At 47.7% G+C, this 15,600-nt stretch carries 16 protein-coding genes and 2 pseudogenes; 10 read left to right on the forward strand and 8 right to left on the reverse strand.

Annotation, left to right across the window (positions count from 1 at the left end; genetic code table 11):
* Positions 1–243: 243 nt before the first annotated feature.
* Together DXZ20_RS35160 and amiF are read right to left on the reverse strand one after the other, a co-directional pair.
* A pseudogene (locus tag DXZ20_RS35160) lies at positions 244–477 on the reverse strand (cysteine hydrolase family protein); the annotation flags it as partial.
* 416 nt (positions 478–893) lie between these two features.
* Positions 894–1,146, reverse strand: a pseudogene (amiF, locus tag DXZ20_RS38075) (formamidase); the annotation flags it as partial.
* 204 nt (positions 1,147–1,350) lie between these two features.
* On the opposite strand from amiF, the gene DXZ20_RS35165 reads away from it, so the two are divergent.
* On the forward strand, positions 1,351–2,025 hold the full coding sequence (locus tag DXZ20_RS35165; protein ID WP_163703145.1) for a response regulator transcription factor: 675 nt from the start codon (positions 1,351–1,353) through the stop codon (positions 2,023–2,025).
* A gap of 96 nt (positions 2,026–2,121) precedes the next feature.
* On the opposite strand, the gene DXZ20_RS35170 is transcribed toward DXZ20_RS35165, so the two are convergent.
* The 3 genes from DXZ20_RS35170 to DXZ20_RS35180 are packed head-to-tail and all read right to left on the reverse strand — an operon-like array spanning position 2,122 to position 4,856.
* Positions 2,122–3,858 carry a CHASE domain-containing protein gene (locus DXZ20_RS35170; protein WP_163703146.1) on the reverse strand — a complete coding sequence of 579 codons (1,737 nt, stop codon included), beginning with the start codon at positions 3,856–3,858 and terminating at the stop codon, positions 2,122–2,124.
* 9 nt (positions 3,859–3,867) lie between these two features.
* Complete coding sequence (locus DXZ20_RS35175; protein WP_163670687.1) at positions 3,868–4,503, reverse strand: LysE family translocator; 636 nt, start codon at positions 4,501–4,503, stop codon at positions 3,868–3,870.
* A gap of 59 nt (positions 4,504–4,562) precedes the next feature.
* Entirely contained in the window at positions 4,563–4,856 is a 294-nt protein-coding gene (locus tag DXZ20_RS35180) for a DUF433 domain-containing protein (RefSeq protein WP_163670685.1), read from the reverse strand.
* A 319-nt stretch (positions 4,857–5,175) separates the two neighbouring features.
* On the opposite strand from DXZ20_RS35180, the gene DXZ20_RS35185 reads away from it, so the two are divergent.
* The 3 genes from DXZ20_RS35185 to DXZ20_RS35195 are packed head-to-tail and all read left to right on the forward strand — an operon-like array spanning position 5,176 to position 6,683.
* On the forward strand, positions 5,176–5,760 hold the full coding sequence (locus DXZ20_RS35185) for a hypothetical protein (protein WP_250565194.1): 585 nt from the start codon (positions 5,176–5,178) through the stop codon (positions 5,758–5,760).
* A gap of 11 nt (positions 5,761–5,771) precedes the next feature.
* Positions 5,772–6,203 carry a hypothetical protein gene (locus DXZ20_RS38080; RefSeq protein ID WP_250565193.1) on the forward strand — a complete coding sequence of 144 codons (432 nt, stop codon included), beginning with the start codon at positions 5,772–5,774 and terminating at the stop codon, positions 6,201–6,203.
* Positions 6,204–6,239: 36 nt separating this feature from the next.
* Complete coding sequence (locus DXZ20_RS35195; RefSeq protein WP_163670681.1) at positions 6,240–6,683, forward strand: HNH endonuclease; 444 nt, start codon at positions 6,240–6,242, stop codon at positions 6,681–6,683.
* A 108-nt stretch (positions 6,684–6,791) separates the two neighbouring features.
* Here DXZ20_RS35195 and DXZ20_RS35200 read toward each other — a convergent pair whose 3' ends face one another.
* The 3 genes from DXZ20_RS35200 to DXZ20_RS35210 all read right to left on the reverse strand — a co-directional run bounded on the left by DXZ20_RS35200 (position 6,792) and on the right by DXZ20_RS35210 (position 8,238).
* Positions 6,792–7,136: a DUF5615 family PIN-like protein gene (locus DXZ20_RS35200; protein ID WP_163670679.1), complete on the reverse strand. Its 345-nt coding sequence runs from the start codon at positions 7,134–7,136 to the stop codon at positions 6,792–6,794.
* Entirely contained in the window at positions 7,133–7,426 is a 294-nt protein-coding gene (locus DXZ20_RS35205) for a DUF433 domain-containing protein (protein ID WP_163670677.1), read from the reverse strand. The genes DXZ20_RS35200 and DXZ20_RS35205 overlap by 4 nt, the downstream gene beginning before the upstream one ends.
* A gap of 191 nt (positions 7,427–7,617) precedes the next feature.
* Positions 7,618–8,238: a hypothetical protein gene (locus DXZ20_RS35210; RefSeq protein WP_250566035.1), complete on the reverse strand. Its 621-nt coding sequence runs from the start codon at positions 8,236–8,238 to the stop codon at positions 7,618–7,620.
* 141 nt (positions 8,239–8,379) lie between these two features.
* Between DXZ20_RS35210 and DXZ20_RS35215 the strand changes: the two genes are divergently transcribed.
* The 6 genes from DXZ20_RS35215 (at position 8,380) to DXZ20_RS35240 (ending at position 15,553) form a co-directional block, all read left to right on the forward strand.
* Entirely contained in the window at positions 8,380–10,071 is a 1,692-nt protein-coding gene (locus DXZ20_RS35215; protein WP_163703148.1) for an ABC transporter substrate-binding protein, read from the forward strand.
* Between the two features lie 155 nt (positions 10,072–10,226).
* On the forward strand, positions 10,227–11,255 hold the full coding sequence (locus DXZ20_RS35220) for an ABC transporter permease (RefSeq protein ID WP_163670671.1): 1,029 nt from the start codon (positions 10,227–10,229) through the stop codon (positions 11,253–11,255).
* Positions 11,252–12,118, forward strand: a complete 867-nt coding sequence (locus DXZ20_RS35225) for an ABC transporter permease (protein ID WP_163703149.1) — start codon at positions 11,252–11,254, stop codon at positions 12,116–12,118. Before DXZ20_RS35220 ends, DXZ20_RS35225 begins: the two co-directional genes overlap by 4 nt.
* A 453-nt stretch (positions 12,119–12,571) precedes the next feature.
* Positions 12,572–13,603: an ABC transporter ATP-binding protein gene (locus DXZ20_RS35230; protein ID WP_163703150.1), complete on the forward strand. Its 1,032-nt coding sequence runs from the start codon at positions 12,572–12,574 to the stop codon at positions 13,601–13,603.
* Positions 13,587–14,573, forward strand: coding sequence for an ABC transporter ATP-binding protein (locus DXZ20_RS35235; RefSeq protein ID WP_163703151.1), 987 nt, complete (start codon positions 13,587–13,589; stop codon positions 14,571–14,573). Before DXZ20_RS35230 ends, DXZ20_RS35235 begins: the two co-directional genes overlap by 17 nt.
* On the forward strand, positions 14,570–15,553 hold the full coding sequence (locus DXZ20_RS35240) for a DMT family transporter (protein ID WP_163670663.1): 984 nt from the start codon (positions 14,570–14,572) through the stop codon (positions 15,551–15,553). Before DXZ20_RS35235 ends, DXZ20_RS35240 begins: the two co-directional genes overlap by 4 nt.
* Positions 15,554–15,600 lie beyond the last annotated feature (47 nt).

Raw genomic sequence — 15,600 nt, forward strand, 5'->3', positions numbered from 1 at the left:
GCTGCATATGCTGGTTGAAAACTGTTGGTAACGATCGCTGTGCTAACAGTCAGCATAGAAGAAACAGCCAGGGCTGCAAAGTAAGTAAGTTTCATGTTGTTTACTGAGAAAAAATAGTCAGAAGGACTTGAACTGCCAGCGATGACCGGCTTGACGGTTTTTAGTAAACAGGGCTAAGCTGAATCTCGCCTGAGTAAAAAGAGTTCTTAGATAAGCTTTGGCTTAGAAGATTTTTTATATATTACGACGCAACAACAAGTCTAGATCAGTCGCAAAAAATGCCCCTTTACCAGGTTATCGATCACAGTTTCCCCTGGTAGAGGAGCTAGCTTAGGGATGATTTCCCAGCCTGCTTCACCACGTACCAAAATGCGACAAAAGTCCGTTTGCATATCAATGATGATCAGCGGTATTGTCGGGACGCAGATCGCCATTGTAAGGATAGGAATAGGGGGCTGAGGTTACGGAATGGCCCATGGGTATTACACTCACTCCAAAGCAGGCATACCATTTCTATCTCTGATCAAAATGTTCGCAACGAACCAAATTTTAATTTTTGATTTAGGGAACCAAGCGTTCAGGTCTACGTCCATATCTAATGCATCTACGATTGCAGTGGCTTTGAGCTACTTAACTATCAGAAATTCTCGAAGCTTTTTGGGCATCTCACCTTAGCTTCATCGCACCTATAGCGAACATGTCATGAGAGAAAATAAAATTTTTATAATTACTGCCCTGATCAGCTTGGGCTTAGTAGCTGGAATTTTTGTGGTGACGTTATGGTTGTCCAATAACCACACCCTACCAAGGCTCAGGTTGAATACAACCAGTCAAAATCGAACAGTTTAGAAAATATAGAAAAGCTACTAACCATTGCTCAAAACACTAGAAGATCACTCCTCTCCCTTATACTCACGGGTTGGAGCGTCAAATCCACATGAAGTACCATCGGTATACACCACGTCGTCTTCCCAAGGCAGCCGATAATTACCGGTCACCATATCTTGCCTGATAGATATAGGGACAGTCTTGAGCACCCCCTTTGACAGCTACATAGCCTCGATGACCAAACAGGTAAATATTGTTTTCTACGGACTAGTGCTGACGGGCCTCGCGCACTAAATCTGGGCGTACTTCCTCATCCACCCATCACCCTATCCTCGCCATGCAGATCTATGGTGTTAATTTAGACGAGACCTACGTAGAGAACTGTGTACTTTGTTGCAAGTTAAGTGTTTTGTAATGTAGCGGTAACAAATCGTCAGTAGTAGGTGTAGTCAATTACACAGCATAGGAGTAATGATCTAGTCATCTTTAGATAGGAAGTATTGACAGTTGGTATAGGTAGCAATGCGTCTTCTGTTGGTTGAGGATGATAGTCAACTTGCAGAGTCTTTGACAGAGGTGTTAGAGGCCCAGCGCTACGTGGTGGACGCTGTTAAGGATGGGGAATCAGGCTGGAGTCAGGTGCAACTGATGGACTATGACCTGACGCTGATGGATGTGACCTTGCCTTACCTAGACGGGATTCGACTATGTCAGCGGTTGCGTAGTCATGGCTATGAGCTGCCAGTGCTGATGCTGACGGCGCGGGATACCAGTCAGGATAAGGTTCGGGGTTTGGATTCTGGGGCAGATGCCTATATGGTTAAGCCCTTTGACTTATCTGAGCTTTTGGCCCAGATCCGGGCTTTGTTACGTCGGGGCAGTGCACAGTCTCCTATGGTTCTCGTTTGGGAAAAGTTGAGCTTAGACCCAAGCACCTATGAGGTCAACTACAACAAACACGCCCTACGCCTGACCCCAAAAGAATTTTCAATTTTAGAACTGCTGCTGCGCAATGGTCGACGAGTGCTAAGCCGTTCTTTCATTCTAGAATCTCTTTGGTCCATGAAGAGTCCACCCGATGAAGAGACTGTTAAAGCCCACATTAAAAGTTTGCGCAATAAACTCAAAGTGGCTGGCGCACCTAAAACATTAATTGAAACTGTACATGGTGTAGGGTATCGGTTACAGGGAAAATAATATACCTACCTCTAGCATGATTGTGTAGCTATCTCAGGGCAGGTGCAAGGCCAGCCCCTATATTACCCTACATGGGAATTTGTGTGCCTCGGGGCGTTAATCAATGCGTGGTAAAGTCACCTTAAAAGTTGTTCCCTGGCCTAGCTGACTCTTGCAGGCGAGGGTACCTTGGTGAAGCTGTAAACAGGCATTGACGACTGATAATCCCAGACCGGTACCGGCAATATTGCCCACATTGGTCCCTCGATAGAAGGCTTCGTAAAGTCTGGCCTGGTCTGCTTTGGGGATACCAATACCCTGATCTTGCACCTGGAAAATAATCTCATGATGGTGACAAGATAATTCTAAAGTTACCTGGGGTTCAGGTCCAGAATATTTTATGGCATTGGAGAGTAAATTAGTCAAAATTGCTCGCAGTAGCTGCCGGTCAATATAAGCTTTTTGGCAATCACCGGATATTGTAAAACTAATGACTGGAGATGTTTCAAAGCTAAACCGAACCTCTTCTATTAACTGTTGACAGTACTTTTCTGGGTTGATAATTTCGGGGTCAAATTTTAGTTTGCCAGACTCTGCCCGCGATAGGGTCAACAGATCATTCAGTAGCTGATTCATCCGCTTAGCTGTGGCTCGAATACGTCCATAGATATGCTGATGATTGTTGGCTTGGGTATCGGCTTCTAACGCCTGGGCTGAGAGCAAAATGGTACTGAGGGGTGTGCGTAGCTCATGGGAAGCCATGGAAAAAAGACGAATTTTAGCTTCGCTCAGTTCTCGGGCCCTAGAGAGTTCTGTTTGGGCTTGGAAGAGATAGCGAGCAACTATTGTCGTGAGCAACAAACCGATAATTAGCGTAGACAAGGCACCCCAGGGTGCTAGGGCTGGATAACTGGCAGCAGGAGTAAAGGTGATGGCCCACTGACGTCCTCCGGTAGTAAGGGTGTGGGTGCAGTCAGTGGATGAGGGACATGGCGTTCTGTTAGCCACATGCTGATCTATCTCCGTTGTCACTGTTTGAGTAGCGGCATCATAGCTACCTAATAACTGTTCAGAAGCTGCTGCACTCTGATCTCTTAGGATAAAGTCAATGTTGTAATTGAGGGTTTCCAGGGACTCTTCGATTACATCTGAAACCCGAAAAACTCCTAGTAGATAACCGTTGAGCTGATTGCGACGAGCTGTCTGGGATGGGGGAATTGTGGAGTTATTGTATAGGGGCAAGAAGACTAGAAAACCAAACTGATTTTTGTTTTCTTGCACTAACCGAATTCGACCGGAGGCTGCAATTTGCCCAGTATCTCGGGCGGTTTCAAGGGCGGTGCGGCGAGTGGGGTCAGAGATAAGATCATAACCGAAGGCAAGTTCATTGCCTGCTAAGGGTTGCAAATAGGTGACAGGAATATAATAAGGACGGGATGCGGCACGGGTGAGGCCACCGCGACTTTCTCGTTCGGTAATTTGAAAGGAGGCATAGCCTTCGGTCTGGATAGTAGTCTCGAAGGTGTTGCGATCTTGTTCGGAGATAACAGGAGCCCATTCCAGAGCCTGGATGCCGGGGTAAGTTTTGAGTGCCCGTTGGACAAAGCGGTTGAACTCGGCACGGGAGACAGTTTGTTCTGAGACGGTGTAGAAGTCTCCCAGGGCCAGGAGTAAATCGGTGTAGCGGTTGATGCTACGCTGGAGGGCAGTGGTGAGGCCATCGGTTTGGTGTTGGAACTGGAGGCGATAGTTGGCATGTTCCCAGCGAGCAACAGCAAGGGTGGCCAGGATAGATAGGCCAGTGCCTAAAAGAAGGGTGAGAACAATAGGTAATGTTGGATGACGGAGACGCACATGCCTTACCTATGGGTTATTCGCTTCGAAGATGAGTTTAGCACCTAGCAAGGACAGTATGGTGCCAGCGGTGCGGTCCAGCCATTTTTTGGAGGCGAGATAGCGGCTGCGAGGGGTGGTAGCAGAGAGTGTTAAGGCGACTAGGGAATACCAGCCAGCTTCGATGATAAAGACGACAATTGGCAGGGCAATGACTGCGAAGGCGGGCACATTGCTGGGTAGTAAAGAGGCAAAAACACTGGTATAAACAACAGCGGTTTTGGGATTGCTGATTTGAGTGGTGAGGCCCAGGAAAAATGAATACCAGACTGGATTTTGCTGAGTCTGTTGCTCGGTAGGATTCAAGGTGACCGGCTGGGCAGAGTCTTGCCAGATTTTATAGCCGAGATAAATCAGGTAGACTCCTCCTAGGACTTTTAGGGAAATGTAGAGAACGGGTACGGCGGTGAGGAGAGTGAGGAGACCGAGTAGGGCAATGGTGGCAAACAGGACGCCGCCAACACCCATGCCTAGCGCCGCTGTTAGGCCATCTTTGCGGGAAACGGCTAATGCGGTGCGAGCGACCATCACGAAGCTAGGACCAGGGCTCATGGCTCCGATGGTCAGGGCTATGGCAATACTAAAAATGGCAGCAAATATTTCCATGGTAGGCTCCGTTGGTTAGCTGGTAGGCTATCACAGCTTTATGGATGAAGCCATCGAAGCTATTCATGTTCAAATATTTCATGAACAGCAGGATGGATGAGTTCTTCTGGAATATGATTACGCTCAATATATTTGTTGATTTCTACCTGGTTGTCTAAGTAGAAGCTAAGGGCGTCAAAGACTTGTGCCAGCGTAAGTTGAGGAAACTGTGTGGGAATGTCTTCGGCATAGGTTCCTAAGCGCCATTGACCGACAATGGCGCTGATTGAAACGCGGGTGCCTACGATGGTTGGCTCACCGTTTAGGATATCTGGATTTCGGGTAACGTATCTTGATGTAGGTGCCGCTGTCATCGATTTAATCCACACAGGTGTAATCAGTTCTTAGTGCCCTTAGTATAGTTTTCGTTTATGTGTGTGATAATTCCTTGGCTCACCAATGATGAAAGTGTGGCTACTGATGTAGTATTACCCGACATCTTGTCTGAAAGATGCATCGTTAATAGTCCGGTCATGCTGATGGCAACCTAGCTTACTAAGTAGAGAAGGCCACATCGCTTTAGTCACCAATAATTGCCAAACTATACGGATGTAGTTCGGGGATATATGCATCTAATTTAAGTTAACATCTGTTATGGGTACGGATATTCCAGTTTTCGTAGAATATAGAAAAATGCCCTCAAAGAAAGAGCTTCAGGCCATTCTCCAAAACCGATACGGCATTAACAAAAATATTAGTCAGCCCCTCGATACTGAGGATTGTGAGCAGTTGTTGGCAACTTTGCAAAGCCAGCCCAGTGCCGTTAAGCTTGTGGATTCCTACGCCTCAAAGAATTCAGAGCTTGGCAAAAATAACCGGTACTATGGTCAACTTCGCAGCAACGCAGAAAAGAAGCTAAAAAAAATCCAGTCGGAATATCAGGAGTTGGAAGTGCAAATTGCAATGGTGGAGAAGGCGAAGGCCAATCTGTCTGAGCGTAAACAAATCATTACAAAGGAAACGGCTGCCCTTGAGGCAGACGTTAAGCGTTTAACGGCGGAAAAGTTACACCTCAACTCTAAAGTTCAAACGCTAACAACACAAAACGATGAGCTTTTTGAGGCGAATGCTCAACTCAAAAAGGACAATAAAGAACTTAAAAATATCGTTGACCACATCCGCTTGCGTCTAGCCCGAGATACTAAAATGTTACTGCAGTATGAGGATAGTGAAATTCGTAAGGCATTGATTCGCCTGTTTAGATGGACCTTGGGGTAGAGGGTATCGCCATGGCTACCAAGAAACATAAAAAAAGCCGGAAGCGCCTCTTCAGCGGTATGGGGTACCGTGAAGTGCAGCGTTCAAATTCAGATCGGCGTAGCAAGCTACCCAAGAAAGATCAAGCCTTGCTAAAAACGCAGGGATACAAAAATGTTGGGTGGGATAATGTCATTGCCCTATATCAAAAAATTAACGACCTGCTGCTGCAGCCAGATCCCAGCGAGGATACGCTCGAAGAGCTATTCCTCAAAGCAGATCGGATTGGTAATAAGTATCAAACTCCAGAGGAAATTGCTGATTTCAATCGCAAGTTAGCTGCAGAGACCAACGAAATCGCTGACGAGGTGGATCGACAGTTGCCAGAGCTGGAGACTGAGTTTATTGACTATAGCCAGTCAAGAACAAAAGCTAAATCAAGGTCCAAGCGCAAACGCCGATAGTTTTTTAAATTCTCTCTAGATTGGGAGTGATCTGTTATGACCGACAATCAAAAAACGTTAGAAGAACTATTTGCTCTGGCTGATAAAGTTGGTAAAAAGCGTTACAACCGATTGACTACACAAGACTTTGAAGACTATCGAAAGTTTGATCGTTGGCGATATATCAACGGAAATAGCGAGTGTGGAACGACTGCTGAAAGCAAAAAATGGGTGAGAGAGAACTCGGAATGGACATGCCCTGTTTGTAATGAAAGGTTCGCTGATCGGGGTGGTCGTACTATTGACCATAAACTGCCTCGGGCTCAGTATCCCTGGCTTTCACTTGATTTTAGGAATTTCTGGGTGATTTGTCGGGATTGTAATCAGGAAAAAGGAGAGCGTCATTGGTATGAGTATGAGCACTATATGTTTGTCCATCATCGCGATCGCTACGAAGATGTTCAATTTGCTCGCCCACGCCAATTGCTGAAAACCTTATAAGCTAATAGCCAGGTGTGGAAGAATTTGCCGAAATCAGACTGAACAAACCAGAAATGAGTGTTCAATATAATCTTATGAAAAATGTCTCATCACCCACAGGTATAATAACTAGGCATATAACAACTGATTGTAAATTTCATCAGCAGTCAAAGCATTTAGGATAATGCCAGCTCGCTTGGCAACTTCATAAGCATTGTTCTGTGGAGTCACAATGATACCTGAATGTTCTCTTTCTGATTGAACGTATTCTAGATGTAGTCTTTCAAAATCAACTCGATTATGGGTCAGAATGCAACGTTCTAAAGATGTGGCAAAGGCTAATTGTTCTGCATCAGAGTATCCTGTCACTTCTGCTTCGACAGTTGTTAAGACGTCTAAACCTCTGCTTCGCAAGAGTGTAGCCACTAGATTGGCAATATCTTCATCTGTGTAGAGCGATGCAAATATTTTCATTCTGCTTCCAGTGCTTTGCGGACAGCAGGATGAATGAGTTCTTCTGGAATACGATTTCGTTCAATGTATTCGTTGATTTCTACTTGATTGTCCAGATAAAAGCTGAGGGCATCAAAAACTTGTGCCAGCGTCAGCTGAGGGAACTGTGTGGGTATTTCTTCTGCAGGAGTGCCCAATCGCCATTGACCAACAAGCGCTCGCACTGAAACGCGAGTGCCCATGATGATGGGTTCCCCTCCTAATATGTCTGGATTACGCGTAACGTATCTTGATACAGCTGCGGTTGTCATCAATTCAACCTGGTGATGGATAATGTAAGATCAATTATATCTTCACAAGTTTCTAACTCACCAATTTAGTTCCTCTGCACATTCTTCAATAGGTGTGGCTAAACCTTCTTTGATAGAGTTCTGCATACCTGGTATAGCCAGTAAGAATATGGTTTCCTGAATTCTGGTCCAGTGTTTTTCTGAAAGAACATTCATGTTGTTTGCGGTGTGCGGTTGTCAAAGTCCTGATCCATACAATTTAAGAGAAAATCTGAAATGACTTGAGATATTTGATTGAATCGTTTGGGTGATAATTGTGTAGAGTTAGCAGCTAGAATGCCATGGGCAAAAACATGGCGTATACATCTAGCTAAAAAGCTAACATTCACTGTTTGACCATTTTGAAAGTCAGACATCATTTGCTTAAGGTTGTTTCCAGTCAAATGTTGAAAAAGAAACTCAGGTAAAGCATTGTTCGGATCTAATTCACGAATACGCTTAATTACTTTATATTGAGATTGAGAATTTTGGAGGGACTGTAATTGAGATTCTTTGCTTGGATTCAGGCCAATAATTCGGCAATATGTTTCAAATGTGGAATAAACGAAAAAGATTCTTGTAATGGCTGAATACAGTTGGGGTGTATCAGCGTTAGCATAACCGTCACCCAAGTCTAAGGCTTTAAAGCTTTTTGCTAGTCTAAATCGTGCAGACCATCTAGCTAGTTGTCCAAAATTATCAGCTAATTCTACAGGGAGGATATTTCCTGGTTCACTAGTTTGAGCTACGTAGCGGGACCATGCTTGAGGATAATTTTTTGTTGTATCAGGCATAAGCTTAAAAATGGTACGGGAACTAGAAGTAGACCATACTTCAATCTTCCCGATTTCTTCCCGAATTTTTCCTGAAAAACTTCGTCTGTCTGGCCTAACCTGCTGCCAGTTAAACATCTTTGTCAGCGAAGGAGTCAGGCAATGCGGCGACGAGACCTACTAAAGCGCGGTACAGCATTTACCGGAGGCGTATCCCTAGCAGCCCTTATTAATGCCTGTGCTTCATCATCCAAACCTGCCGCTGAGTCAACCGAAGGTGCAACCACTGCCGATCCTGGCAAAGGTGCTGAACCTGCCGTACTCACTGTCGTCCAAGGTGGTGGCTTTCCCAATGGTCTGGACCTCCACCAAGTGGGCACCAACCGCCCCGCCTACGGTATCTCCTGGTGCCTCTACGATCGCCTCGTCACCTTTGGCACCAAAACTTTAGACGATGGTTCCCTCTCCTATGACTATACCGTCATCGAACCCGAGCTAGCCGAATCCTGGACCGTCGCTGACGATGAGCTATCCGTCACCTTTAATCTGCGCAAAGACGCTATTTTCCACGATGGCACCCCCGTCACCGCCAAGGATGTGAAATGGTCCTACGACCGGGCTGTGTCCGTCGGTGGCTTCCCCTCATTCCAGATGAAAGCAGGAGCCCTGGAAAGTCCTGACCAGTTTGTCGTTGTGGATGACCATACCTTCCAAGTTAACTTCCTCAGAAAGGATAAGCTTACTCTTATGGACATGGCGGTACCCATCCCTGCCATCATGAACTCTACTCTAATTGAACCTAATGCTAGTGAAGCAGACCCTTGGGGACTGGAGTGGACCAACGCCAATTCAGCTGGTAGTGGTGCCTATAAGCTAGATACCTTTGCCCCCGAAGAGCGAGTCGTATTGGTGCGCAATGATGACTGGAAATCTGGTCCTGCCCCTGCTATTGAGAAGATTATTTGGCTGAATGTGCCTGAGTCAGGTAATCGTCGTGCCTTGCTAGAAAAGGGTGATGTGGATATTAACTATGAAGTATCTGAAAAAGACATTAGCGAACTCAAAGCCATGGGTAAGCACACGGTTGTTTCCACCCCCATTGAAAACTGTCTCTACACCATTGACCTGAACTCTCAGCCGGAGCTAGACGGTACTCCTAACCCCTTTAGCGATGTCAAAGTACGACAGGCGGTGGCCTATGCTATGCCCTACGATGCCATTGTAGACACGGCCCTCTATGGTGAGTGTGTCAAAATGTATGGAGGGGAGAGTTTTGAGCCGAAGAGTATTGACTGGCCGCAGCCGTATCCCTACAGCACTGATATGGCGAAGGCAAAAGCACTGATGGCTGAGTCTGGTTACCCGGATGGGTTTGATACAACACTGGCTTTTAATTTGGGTACTCAAGAATGGGCTGAACCCTTGTGTGTATTAGTAAAAGAGTCCCTGGCTGAGATTGGCATTAACGCTACTTTGGAAAAAGTTCCTGGCTCCAACTTTCGGGCTGTGCTGGTGGAGAAGAATCGCCCGATGATTGTTAACAACTTTGGTGGTTGGCTCAACTATCCTGATTATTTCTTCTTCTATTCGTACCACGGGCAGAATGCGACGTTTAATGGTAGTTCTTATCAGAATCCGGAGTTAGACAAGCTGGTGGATAAGGCGTTGGCCACAGAACCAGGAGATCCGGAGTATGAGAAAAGTGTCAAAGGGTTCCTGAAGATTGCGTTTGAGGAGATGCCCCGGATCGTGGTGGCGCAGCCGTATTTGTCGGTGGCGATGCAGCCTGGGGTGAGTGGGTATCAGTATTGGTTCCACAGACAGTTGGATTATCGGCAGTTGAAGAAGGCTTAGGGGTGTCCTCCTCTTACGAAGGGGAGATGCCGTAGGCGGAGGGTTTTCGATAACTTGTGCCGCATCTCGAAGACCCCTCCCTGACGGTTCCCCTTACGAAGGAGAACCAGTTATCGTTAAGCCTCTGTAACAGGGTTACGCCCTTCCTAAAGCTTATGTCTCGTCCCTCTACATTCTCTGTTGTCATCCGTCGCATTATTGCCGCAATTCCTAGCATCCTTGGTGTCATTGTCGTCACGTTTGTGCTTACCCGCGCGCTCCCTGGAGACCCGGCTGCTTATTTCGCTGGACCTGCTGCGACCCAAGAAGCTATTGATCAGATTCGAGAAACTTTGGGGCTGAATCGTAGTCTGCCTGAACAGTTCATTATTTATGTTGGCGAAATCCTGCAAGGAGATTTGGGTAATTCTCTGACCACAGGGCAAACCGTTGTCTCTGATTTATTCACACGATTGCCTGCTTCACTTGAACTGACCTTGGCAGGGCTGGTCTTTTCCTTAGCTTTGGCCTTACCGTTGGGTATTCTGGCGGCTACTCGTCCAGGGTCTTGGATTGACCATGGTGTCAGAGTTTTGGCAACAACAGGTGTGTCATTGCCCACCTTTTTTACAGGGTTATTGCTAATCTATGTATTTTATTTTCGTTTGGGTGTGGCACCAGCTCCCCTAGGAAGGCTGGCCATTCTCTACTCATCGCCGGAGCAGGTGACAGGATTGTTTTTGGTGGATAGTTTGTTGGCTGGGGAATGGAAAACGTTTCAAGCGGCATTTGGCCAGCTAATATTGCCTGCAGTCACCTTAGGCCTGTTTGCTCTGGCTCCTTTAGCAAGGGTGACACGGGCATCAATGCTGAGTGTCTTGTCCAGTGATTTTATTCGCACGGCCCGAGCTAGTGGATTAGCGCCCCATACGATTCTGTTTGGCTATGCTTTTCGCAATGCCATGTTGCCGGTGGTGACCACATTGGGAGTGGTGTTTTCTTTTTTGCTTGGGGCTAATGTGTTGGTGGAAAAAGTCTTTGCCTGGCCGGGAATTGGTTCCTATGCGGTGTCTGCCCTGATTGCTTCGGACTATGCGGCGGTGCAAGGATTTGTGCTGACGATGGCGTTGCTTTATGTGGTGCTGAATTTGTTAATTGATTTGCTGTACACCGTGATTGATCCTCGGGCGGGAGTGGAGCCATGACCCGATCTCAAACAGTTTCCAAATCTTCACTGGCCCAGGCTCGCTATATTATCGGCGAGAATGTAGTCACATTTGGGGCATTTTTATTGTTCTTTGTGTTCGTACTGTTTGCCCTGTTTGGCAATGCGATCGCACCCTACGATCCCGTCGCTAGCAATGCAGCTGTTGCCCTATCTCCCCCCACAGCCAACCATTGGTTTGGCACCGATGACCTGGGTCGGGATGTGCTAAGCCGGGTGCTGGTGGCGACCCGATTGGACCTGGGCATTGCGGTGGTAGCGGTGGCACTGTCCTTTGCACTGGGCAGTATTTTAGGGACTTGTTCCGGGTATTTTGGGGGCTGGTGCGATCTCATCATCAGCCGCGTCATTGACACCCTCATGGCATTCCCCCTATTTATCCTGGCCATGGGTCTCGTCGCCGCCCTCGGTAATACTGTAGAGAATATTATCTATGCCACGGCGGTGATCAATCTTCCCCTTTACACCCGCGTAGTACGAGCCGAGATTTTAGTCCGTCGGGATGCGGGGTATGTAGAAGCCGCAAGGCTAGCAGGCAACGGTCATCTACGCATTATGGCCGCTCACCTGTTTCCCAATGTGTTGCCCGTGATGATGGTGCATATTTCATTAAATATGGGCTGGGCTATCTTGAATGCAGCCGGATTGTCGTTTATTGGTCTCGGTGTCAGACCACCCACCCCCGAGTGGGGGATTATGGTCGCTGAAGGAGCCACCTATATTATTTCTGGCGAATGGTGGCTAGCCATTTTCCCAGGGGCGGTGCTAATGCTAGCGGTGTTTTGTTTTAACTTGCTAGGAGATGGTTTGCGAGATTTGATTGACCCAAGAATGAGGACTTAAACCATGGGAATCAAGTTCAAAATCTCCCAGAGGCTTGGCAAAAACTGGTTCCCCTTACCAAGGGGAACCGTCAGGGAGGGGTCTGGAAAACTTGCGCCAACGGTCGAGACCCCTCCGCCTTCGGCACCTCCCCTTCGTAAGGCAGAGTTGTTTCGTATTCACCAGAGAAAATCTGTAAGGATGATGACTTTATTCAGAGTGAATCGAGAGGTGGATCGGAGGGAACCAAAACCGGTTACTTGGGGTCCCTCCGAGTTCCCCAAACCCCCATGGCTAGGGCCGGGAGGCCGCCCTAGAACCCAGCCTATTGGGTTGTCCTCAATTGCGTTAAATAGGGGTTACGGCAGGGTCGATTAATTGGGTTATCGTCTTGTTGTTTGGCGGCCCTTCTCAGGGTAGAACATACCAAACCTTTAACTTTTAGCCAGCAGTGGAATCGATGAAAACTAACTCATGATCTCCCCACCTACTACTACATCTATTCAAACCTCCCTGCTGTCAGTACGCGACCTGTCAGTCGAATTCCGCACTCGCACTGGCACCGTTAAAGCCCTACAAAACATCAGCTTCCACATCAACAAAGGAGAAACCGTCGGCATCGTCGGTGAAAGTGGTTCAGGTAAATCCGTCCTAGCCCTGGCCATCTTAGGCATCCTCGACCGGGCAGGCCATGTCACCAATGGAGATGTGCTCTGGAGCCAGGATACAGAGCACTATAACCTCCTGAAGATGCCTGAAAAGAAACTGCGATATCTGCGGGGTAAGGATCTGTCGATGATTTTTCAGAATCCTCGGGTGGCGCTGAACCCTATTCGTAAGGTGGGTAAACAGCTGGTGGATGTGCTGCGCTGTCATGCAGATTTACCGCGCAATCAACTGGAAAAGCGTGCCCTGGAATTGTTGATCAGTGTGAAAATTCCTGATCCTCAGCAGCGGTATGATGCGTACCCTTACGAGCTATCGGGTGGTCTGTGTCAGCGGATTATGATTGCATTAGCTCTAGCTTGTTCCCCCCAATTGCTGATCGCGGATGAGCCAACCACGGGGTTAGATGTGACGACCCAGGCGACGGTAATGAATTTGTTGAAGGAGCTGGCAACGGAACAACGGATGGCGACGGTGGTGATTACCCATGATCTGGCACTGGCGTCGGAATATTGCGATCGCATCATCGTTATGCATGCTGGTCACATTGTGGAAAGTGCGCCCACCCATCTGTTGTTTACTCAGCCGCGTCATCCCTATACGGCGAAGCTGATTGCGGCGACGCCGGAGCCCCATAAAGGATTTGATGATTTGATTCCGATTTTGGGGAGTTTGCCGGATTTGCGTCGGGAGGATTTGCCGCCGTGTCGGTTTATTAGTCGGTGTGATCGGGCGACTGAGAAATGTCAAAAAGAAGGGCTGGTTTATCAGCAGGTTGGGGAGGAACATTGGGTGGGGTGTTGGTATCCGTTGGAGAGAGAAAATGCTACAAGTCACTAACCTTACAAAACATTTTCCTGTTGCTACTAAGACACCTCGTTGGATGTCTGGAAGCAAACAGGCGCAATATCTCCATGCGGTGGATGGTTTGGATCTGACGATTTTGCCGGGGGAAAGTGTGGGTTTGGTGGGTGAATCTGGTTGTGGTAAGTCTACGTTGATGCGGTTGATTGCGCGACTGTTAGAGCCGACGGCTGGGTCGATTGTGTTTAATGGGGTGGATATTGGTCAGGTGTCGGTGGGAGAGTTTGCGCACAGTGCTCAGCGGGCTAAATTGCAGATGGTGTTTCAGGATCCGAGTGATAGTTTGAATCCTCGGTTTACGGCGTTTGATACAGTTACAGAACCGATTCGGCGGTTGGGGTCAAGGCAGGATCGGCAGCGACTACAACAACGGGCGACGGAGTTAGCGCAGCAGGTGGGATTGCCGCCAGAGTTGTTAAGTCGGTTTCCCCATCAGCTATCAGGGGGGCAAAAGGCGCGGGTGGGGATTGCGCGGGCGATTGCATTAAATCCCACACTCCTGATTTTGGATGAGCCGACATCGGCGTTGGATGTGTCGGTGCAGGCGGTGATTTTGCATCTGTTGGCAGAGCTGCGTGAACAGATGACTATGAGCTATTTGTTTATTTCCCATGATTTGAATGTGGTGAGGCTGCTGTGCGATCGCATCCTGGTCATGTACCTGGGCAAGCTGGTGGAAACGGGGCCAACGGATGAGATTTTTAATCGGCCCAGACATCCTTATACCCAGGCACTGATTTCCGCTATTCCTGCATTTGAGGCAAATCCCCATCGGATTCCCTTGACGGGGGAGCCGCGCAGTCCCATCAACCCATCACCCCACATTTGTCGATTGTATGGTCGTTGTCCGCAGGGGGATGATGGCTGTCAGCAAACAGCACCCACGCTGGAGCCCATTAACGACTATCATCAGGTGGCCTGTCATTATCCTGCATCTCTTCAATGACGCCACTTCGTTCTAGTAAACTTATGGGGATTGGCTTAGTATTGCTAAGCGCCCTGGGTCTCTCGGTTCAAAATGTAGTATTACGGCTGTTTTTTACACCAAGCCAGCTGTTTGGTCAGATTCCTTTTGGTGGATTTGTTACTCCGCAACTGAGTCATGTTGTCCTGTTGCTGGCTTTGCGTATGGTAATCATGGCATTGCTATTAACCGCACTTACCCCCTGGTTATATCCCAGCACGTTTAAGGTTTTGCAAACACTGCCAACTATGCCCAAACTGTGGGGATCTGTGACAGCGAGTGGAGTCTGTTTGTTTTTTGGTTTAACGCTGTTGTATACAGCGCTGAGTCAGATTGTGGCTGGAGTTGCGATCGCAATCTTTTTTATCTATCCAGCCATCACTATTTTATTGGCGTGGCAATTGTTCAAACAATCTCCACGCCCCTATCAGCTTTGGCTAATGGTGGTCATTTCTACGGGGGTCGTACTCACCACCCTGACACCGCCATCTGAATGGGTATCCAATCCTATATTGGGCATTATCTGTGCGATTGGTGCTGGGGTTAGCTTTGGCCTCTATGGTATTGTTGCTGAATTCTCCCTCAAAGCAAACCCTGAATATCCAGGGTTACATCCGATTCCGTTTTCGTTGTATACCTTTGTTATCGTGGCAACGCTGGCCAGTCTGACTCTATTGGTCAATCAGCAAATAACGATACCCCCAGATGCCTGGCCACCCGTTCTGGCGATGACCGTATTTTCAGCCACCCTTACACTGATTGCCTATGTTCTAAGTAACTCTGGTATTGGTCTGATTGGGGCCTCTTTAACGGCATTACTGAGCGCCAGCGCACCTGCGTTAACGGCATTATTTGCCTGGTGGATATTGCAAGAGGCGTTGCAGCAACAACAGATTGTGGGGATTGGGTTGGTGACCACTGGTGTGTCTATGCTGAGTTTAAAGTCCCGTTATGCTGATTAGTGACATGGCTATGGGGCTGTCCTAGGGAAGGAAATTCTGTATTCTGG

The organism is Adonisia turfae CCMR0081 (assembly GCF_011009555.1).
GTDB lineage: Bacteria > Cyanobacteriota > Cyanobacteriia > Phormidesmidales > Phormidesmidaceae > Leptothoe > Leptothoe turfae.

Excerpts from the sequence above, each read along its gene's own strand:
- DXZ20_RS35165 (WP_163703145.1), top strand. The coding sequence starts at position 1,351 with ATGCGTCTTCTGTTGGTTGAGGATGATAGTCAACTTGCAGAGTCTTTG.
- DXZ20_RS35175 (WP_163670687.1), bottom strand. The coding sequence starts at position 4,503 with ATGGAAATATTTGCTGCCATTTTTAGTATTGCCATAGCCCTGACCATC.
- DXZ20_RS35180 (WP_163670685.1), bottom strand. The coding sequence starts at position 4,856 with ATGACAGCGGCACCTACATCAAGATACGTTACCCGAAATCCAGATATC.
- DXZ20_RS35185 (WP_250565194.1), top strand. The coding sequence starts at position 5,176 with ATGCCCTCAAAGAAAGAGCTTCAGGCCATTCTCCAAAACCGATACGGC.
- DXZ20_RS38080 (WP_250565193.1), top strand. The coding sequence starts at position 5,772 with ATGGCTACCAAGAAACATAAAAAAAGCCGGAAGCGCCTCTTCAGCGGT.
- DXZ20_RS35195 (WP_163670681.1), top strand. The coding sequence starts at position 6,240 with ATGACCGACAATCAAAAAACGTTAGAAGAACTATTTGCTCTGGCTGAT.
- DXZ20_RS35200 (WP_163670679.1), bottom strand. The coding sequence starts at position 7,136 with ATGAAAATATTTGCATCGCTCTACACAGATGAAGATATTGCCAATCTA.
- DXZ20_RS35205 (WP_163670677.1), bottom strand. The coding sequence starts at position 7,426 with ATGACAACCGCAGCTGTATCAAGATACGTTACGCGTAATCCAGACATA.
- DXZ20_RS35210 (WP_250566035.1), bottom strand. The coding sequence starts at position 8,238 with ATGCCTGATACAACAAAAAATTATCCTCAAGCATGGTCCCGCTACGTA.
- DXZ20_RS35215 (WP_163703148.1), top strand. The coding sequence starts at position 8,380 with ATGCGGCGACGAGACCTACTAAAGCGCGGTACAGCATTTACCGGAGGC.
- DXZ20_RS35220 (WP_163670671.1), top strand. The coding sequence starts at position 10,227 with ATGTCTCGTCCCTCTACATTCTCTGTTGTCATCCGTCGCATTATTGCC.
- DXZ20_RS35225 (WP_163703149.1), top strand. The coding sequence starts at position 11,252 with ATGACCCGATCTCAAACAGTTTCCAAATCTTCACTGGCCCAGGCTCGC.
- DXZ20_RS35230 (WP_163703150.1), top strand. The coding sequence starts at position 12,572 with ATGATCTCCCCACCTACTACTACATCTATTCAAACCTCCCTGCTGTCA.
- DXZ20_RS35235 (WP_163703151.1), top strand. The coding sequence starts at position 13,587 with ATGCTACAAGTCACTAACCTTACAAAACATTTTCCTGTTGCTACTAAG.
- DXZ20_RS35240 (WP_163670663.1), top strand. The coding sequence starts at position 14,570 with ATGACGCCACTTCGTTCTAGTAAACTTATGGGGATTGGCTTAGTATTG.